The organism is Sphingobium sp. ba1, assembly GCF_000743655.1.
GTDB lineage: Bacteria > Pseudomonadota > Alphaproteobacteria > Sphingomonadales > Sphingomonadaceae > Sphingobium.
Map to the genome: position 1 here is coordinate 702,712 of NZ_JPPQ01000069.1, position 5,830 is coordinate 708,541.

Consider the following 5,830-nt stretch of genomic DNA (forward strand, 5'->3'; position numbering starts at 1 on the left):
GGCGCATGACCGTGGATGATCTGGCCGCTGGCCATGGCTTGTCCAGCGAACAGAAATGGCCGCACCGGATCGAGGATTGGGAGATGCTGCTGAGCCTTGGCCTCGGCTATGTCGCCGAACGCGATGGGGAGGTCATCGGCACGGCCATGGCGTGGCTCTATGGCCTGGATGCAGCGACGTTGGGCATGGTCATCGTCTCGCCCGCTGCGCAGGGGATGGGCCTTGGCCGCCGCCTGATGGAAGCGGTGATGGCCGATCTGGGCGACCGCACCATATTGCTGAACGCCACCGACGAAGGGGCACCGCTTTACCGCAAGCTGGGGTTTGAGGGCATCGGCCCGGTGTTTCAGCATCAGGGCGCGGCTTTTTCCGTGCCAGTCGCCGAGCTGATCCCCGATGAGCGGGTGCGGCCGCTGGGCGCAAAGGATATGCCTTCGCTGCATGGCCTGGCCCGCCGGGCCACGGGCATGAACCGCGATGCGATGCTCGATGCGCTGGTGCCCGGCGCGCAGGGCGTGGTGTTGACGCGCAGCAACGAGCCGGTCGGCTTCGCGCTGTTTCGCCGGTTCGGGCGTGGCTATGTGGTGGGGCCGACCATCGCGCCCGATGTCGGCGGAGCGAAGGCGTTGATCTCGCACTGGCTGGGGTCGAACAGCGGCACTTTCTGTCGGCTCGACATACCGGAAGAAAGCGGGCTGGGCGGCTGGCTGGACGAGTTGGGCCTGCCCTGCGTCGGCCGGGTCATGCGCATGGTGCGCGGGTCGTTGCCGCAGACGGATCCTGCCGTTCAAGTCTTTTCCCTCACGACACAGGCGCTCGGATGACCCTCTCGCTCAACAACCCCGCTCTTTTCGTCGAACGCGCCTATATCGGCGGCGCATGGGTCGGTGCGGCCTCCGGTGCTACTGTGCCGGTCGACAATCCCGCGACCGGCGCGATCATCGGCACCGTGCCCGATTGTGGCGAGGCCGATACGCAGGCCGCCATCGACGCGGCAGAAGCGGCTTTCCCGGCGTGGAAGGCGCGGGCGGCGGCAGACCGCGCCGCCATGCTGGAACGCTGGCATGCGCTGGTGCTGGAGAATGTCGCGGATTTGGGCCGGATCATGACCGCCGAGCAGGGCAAGCCAGTGGCGGAGGCCGAGGGCGAAATCCGCTATGCGGCGAGTTTCATCAAATGGTTTGCCGAGGAAGCGCGCCGGGTCGAAGGCGGCATGATCCCTGCGCCCGAAGCCAATCGCCGCATCCTGGTGATGAAGGAGCCGGTCGGCGTATCGGCGGCGATCACGCCGTGGAATTTCCCGTCCGCGATGATCACCCGCAAATGCGCGCCTGCGCTGGCGGCGGGGTGCCCGGTGGTGGTCAAGCCATCCGAACTGACCCCCTATAGCGCGCTGGCCATGGCCAAGCTGGCCGAGCAAGCGGGCTTTCCGGCGGGGGTGTTCAACATCGTCACCGGCATGCCTACCGCGATCGGCGGGGCGCTGACCGCCAGCCCGGTGGTGCGCAAATTGTCCTTCACCGGATCGACCCGCGTCGGCGCACTCTTGATGCGGCAATGTGCTGATACGATCAAGCGGGTGAGCTTCGAGTTGGGCGGCAATGCGCCGCTGATCGTTTTCGACGATGCGGACATCGACCTGGCCGTCGCCAGCACGATGGTCAGCAAATTCCGCAATGCCGGGCAGACCTGTGTCTGCGCCAACCGGATATTGGTGCAGGATGCGGTATATGACCAGTTCGCGGAAAAGCTGGCCAAGGCGGTGTCCGCGCTCACCGTTGCGCCCGGCGACCAGCCGGGCAGCACGATCGGGCCGTTGATCAATGCGGCGGCCGCCGACAAGGTGAAGGCGCATGTCGAAGATGCGCTGTCCCATGGCGCGACTTTGTTCGCGCAGGCGCCCGAAGGCGCAAGCGGTGAGCGTTTTGCCCGGCCGGTAGTGCTGACCGGCGCGACGCGGGACATGCGACTGGCGGAGGAAGAGACGTTCGGCCCGGTCGCGCCGTTGTTCCGCTTCACCCATGAAGAGGAAGGCATCGAACTGGCCAATGCGACCAGCTATGGCCTGGCGAGCTATTTCTACACCGAAAATCTGCACCGCGCCTTTCGCGTAGCCGAGCGGCTGGAAGCGGGCATGGTCGCGCTCAACAGCGGATCGATCGCGATGGAGGTCGCGCCCTTTGGCGGGGTCAAGATGTCGGGCCTGGGCCGCGAAGGCGGGCATGCGGGGATCGAGGAATATCTGGAGACCAAGGCGTTTCATATTGCCGGCTTGAAACTGTAATCACACGTAAAAATTCCGTTCGCCCTGAGCCTGTCGAAGGGCCGCACTTCACAACAAGACAGAACAGGGCTTCGACAGGCTCAGCCCGAACGGGAGTTTTTATGGCGAACAATCGCAGCTATTCCATCTCCGTCATTCCGGGCGACGGCATCGGCAAGGAAGTGATGCCGGAGGGCATTCGCGTGCTGGAGCGGGCGGCGAGTCTGTATGGTTTTTCGATCGAACAGACATGGCAGGATTTCGCCTGCTGCGACTATTATGCCAAACATGGGCAGATGATGCCGGACGACTGGAAGGAGCGGATCGGCAAGCCGGACGCGATCTTCTTCGGTGCGGTTGGCTGGCCCGATACGGTGCCGGATCATGTCTCACTCTGGGGATCGCTGCTCCAGTTCCGGCGCGAATATGACCAATATGTCAATCTGCGCCCGGTGCGGCTGATGCCCGGCGTCCCCTGCCCGCTCGTCGGCCGTGAGCCGGGCGATATTGATTTCTGGGTCGTGCGCGAGAATACCGAGGGCGAATATAGTTCGGTCGGCGGCAAGATGTTCCCCGGCACCGATCGCGAGATCGTGATCCAGGAAACGGTGATGACGCGCCATGGGACAGACCGGGTGCTGCGCTATGCCTTCGATCTGGCCGCGACGCGCGACCGCAAGCATGTCACGTCCGCGACCAAGTCCAATGGCATCGCCATCACCATGCCCTGGTGGGACGAGCGAGTGGAGGAGATGGCCAAAAACTATCCGACCGTGACCCATGACAAATATCATATCGACATTTTGACGGCGCAATTCGTGCTGAACCCCGACCGGTTCGATGTCGTGGTCGCGTCCAACCTGTTCGGCGATATCCTGTCGGACCTTGGCCCCGCCTGCACGGGGACGATCGGCGTCGCACCGTCGGGCAATATCAACCCGGACGGCACCCACCCGTCGCTGTTCGAGCCGGTCCATGGCTCCGCGCCGGATATTGCGGGCTTGGGGGTAGCCAATCCGGTCGGGCAAATCTGGTCGGCGGCGATGATGTTGGAGCATCTGGGCGAGGCGGACGCTGCCGCCGCGATCATGCGCGCGGTCGAAACCGTGCTGGCGGAACCTGGTCTGCGCACCGGCGATCTGAAAGGCACAGCCAATACCGAGCAGTGCGGCAAGGCGATTGCCGACGCGCTGGCGTGATGGACGGGAAGCGCTTAACTTCGCATATTTCCCGCAAATTGCGACATTTTGTTGCGGTCGCCTGATCCTATCGGAAAGACCACTACGTTTTTGCAAAATCCTCCCCTGTAAGGCGAGGTGGCAGGGCGTAGCCCTGACGGAGGGGTGTCACGCTCTCGATAGGGCGACACCCCTCCACCGGCTTCGCCGGTCCCCCTCCCCTTACAGGGGAGGATCAGGGGTCGGTTTCTTTCGTCATCGGCCCCGGTTCTAAAGCCATTCAATCATAGCATGGTGAGCCTCCTGTAGGACAGCGGCATAATATGCTGCGTTGGTTCATGATTAAGGACGGCGATGGTCGCTATTGGTGCCATATCGGGCTTTGCCCCCGCGGCGGGACGATAGGCTGGGCTCCATAACCATCCATGGCGAGCAACCCGACGATGCACCAATCCAACCGATCCCTGCTGGACATCGACCGCGATCACCTGATCCATCCCGTCACCTCCTTCCGGGCGCATGAAGCGCGCGGCGCGACCCTGCTGCAAAGCGGCAAGGGCATGTGGCTGACCGACATGGACGGCAAGGAATTGCTCGATGCCTTTGCGGGGCTGTGGTGCGTCAATGTCGGCTATGGTCAGGACAGCATCGCTGAGGTCGCGGCCGAGCAGATGCGCCGCCTGCCCTATGCGACCGGTTATTTCCATTTCGGCAGCGAACCCGCGGTGCGACTGGCGCAGCGGCTGGTCGAGCTTTCGCCCGAAGGTCTGGACCATGTCTATTTCACGCTGGGCGGGTCAGACGCGGTGGATAGCGCGATCCGCTACATCACCCATTATTATAATGCGATCGGCAAGCCGACCAAGAAACAGTGTATCGCGCTGGAGCGCGGCTATCATGGGTCCAGCACCACTGGCGCTGGCCTTACGGCGCTCGCCAATTTTCATCGCGGGTTCGACCTGCCGCTGCGCTGGCAGCATCATATCGCATCGCCCTACCCCTATCGCAGCGATCTGGAAGGCGATGACGCAGCGATCATCGCGCGGTCGGTGCAGCAGTTGAAGGACAAGGTGGCGGAACTGGGCGCGGACAATGTCGCCGCCTTCTTCTGCGAGCCCATCCAAGGATCGGGCGGCGTTATCGTCCCGCCGGTCGGCTGGCTCAAAGCCATGCGGCAGGCGTGCGACGAACTCGACATTTTGCTGGTGGCCGATGAGGTCATCACTGCCTTTGGCCGGACGGGGCCGATGTTCGCCTGCGAAGCGGAAGGCGTGACGCCGGACCTGATGACCGTCGCCAAGGGGCTGACCGCTGGCTATGTGCCGATGGGCGCGGTGCTGATGTGCGACAAAATCTATCAGGGCATTGCCGATGGCGCGGCTGCCGATGTCGTGATCGGCCATGGCGCAACCTATTCGGGTCATCCGGTCAGCGCGGCGGTGGGTCTGGAAGTGCTGCGCCTTTATACCGAAGGCGGCATATTGGCGAACGGGCAGAAGGTGGCGGCGCGCTTTGACGCGGGGCTGGCGGGCCTGGCCGATCATCCGCTGGTCGGCGACACGCGCGGGCGCGGGTTGCTGGGTGCGATCGAACTGGTGGCAAACAAGGGCACGAAGGCGCGGTTCGACCCGTCGCTCAAGGTCGCCGATCGCCTGTTCGCCGATGGCTATGCCAATGGCGTCATCTTCCGCGCCTTTGCCGACACTATCATCGGGCTTGCCCCGGCGCTGTGCGCGTCGGACGCGGAGATGGACGAGATATTCGCGCGCATTCGGAAAACACTCGACGGACTGCTCGAACAGGCGGATATTCGCGCGGCGCTGGGATAAGATAAGGGGAGCAAGGCATATGTTGGGCGGACCCAGATTGGACAGGATCGACCTGAAGATCCTGACGCAGCTTCAGATGTCGGGCCGGATCACCAATGTCGAATTGGCGGACGCGGTCGGCCTGTCGCCGAGCCCTTGCCTCACCCGCGTCAAGCGGCTGGAGAAGGCGGGCTATATCACTGGCTATGGCGCGCATATCAACCTGCACAAGCTGGGCGAATATCTGACCGTCTTTACCGAAGTGACGCTGACCGAGCATCGCGCCGGGGACTTTTCCCGCTTCGAAACGCGAATCCGCAAGCTGGACGAAATCGTCGAATGTCATCTGGTCAGCGGCGGCTATGATTATCTGCTAAAATTCGTGACGCGCGGCGTGGCGCATTATCAGTCGATCGTCGAAGGCATGCTGGAAAGCGATTATGGCATCGAAAAATATTTCAGCTACGTCGTGATCAAATCGCCCTTCATCAAACATCATTATCCGATCCAACATCTGTTCGGGGGTGGATTCTAGATCGAAGTGCGAAATCCTAGGATTTATAGGGGTTTGATCCCCTTTC

At 62.8% G+C, this 5,830-nt stretch carries 5 protein-coding genes; all 5 read left to right on the plus strand.

All coding sequences use genetic code 11. The features are described 5' to 3' along the window. Positions 1 to 5 precede the first annotated feature (5 nt). Entirely contained in the window at positions 6 to 824 is an 819-nt protein-coding gene (locus tag IL54_RS06410; RefSeq protein ID WP_037477965.1) for a GNAT family N-acetyltransferase, read from the plus strand. Continuing rightward, complete coding sequence (locus IL54_RS06415; protein WP_037474117.1) at positions 821 to 2,284, plus strand: NAD-dependent succinate-semialdehyde dehydrogenase; 1,464 nt, start codon at positions 821 to 823, stop codon at positions 2,282 to 2,284. Before IL54_RS06410 ends, IL54_RS06415 begins: the two co-directional genes overlap by 4 nt. 101 nt (positions 2,285 to 2,385) lie before the next feature. Next, entirely contained in the window at positions 2,386 to 3,462 is a 1,077-nt protein-coding gene (locus IL54_RS06420) for a tartrate dehydrogenase (protein ID WP_037474119.1), read from the plus strand. 422 nt (positions 3,463 to 3,884) lie between these two features. After that, complete coding sequence (locus IL54_RS06425; protein ID WP_237748798.1) at positions 3,885 to 5,270, plus strand: aspartate aminotransferase family protein; 1,386 nt, start codon at positions 3,885 to 3,887, stop codon at positions 5,268 to 5,270. A 19-nt stretch (positions 5,271 to 5,289) separates the two neighbouring features. After that, complete coding sequence (locus IL54_RS06430; RefSeq protein WP_037474125.1) at positions 5,290 to 5,784, plus strand: Lrp/AsnC family transcriptional regulator; 495 nt, start codon at positions 5,290 to 5,292, stop codon at positions 5,782 to 5,784. Positions 5,785 to 5,830 lie beyond the last annotated feature (46 nt).

What these genes read in the sequence shown, in the direction of transcription:
- IL54_RS06430 (WP_037474125.1), top strand. Translation starts at nt 5,290, where the DNA reads ATGTTGGGCGGACCCAGATTGGACAGGATCGACCTGAAGATCCTGACG.
- IL54_RS06415 (WP_037474117.1), top strand. Translation starts at nt 821, where the DNA reads ATGACCCTCTCGCTCAACAACCCCGCTCTTTTCGTCGAACGCGCCTAT.
- IL54_RS06425 (WP_237748798.1), top strand. Translation starts at nt 3,885, where the DNA reads ATGCACCAATCCAACCGATCCCTGCTGGACATCGACCGCGATCACCTG.
- IL54_RS06410 (WP_037477965.1), top strand. Translation starts at nt 6, where the DNA reads ATGACCGTGGATGATCTGGCCGCTGGCCATGGCTTGTCCAGCGAACAG.
- IL54_RS06420 (WP_037474119.1), top strand. Translation starts at nt 2,386, where the DNA reads ATGGCGAACAATCGCAGCTATTCCATCTCCGTCATTCCGGGCGACGGC.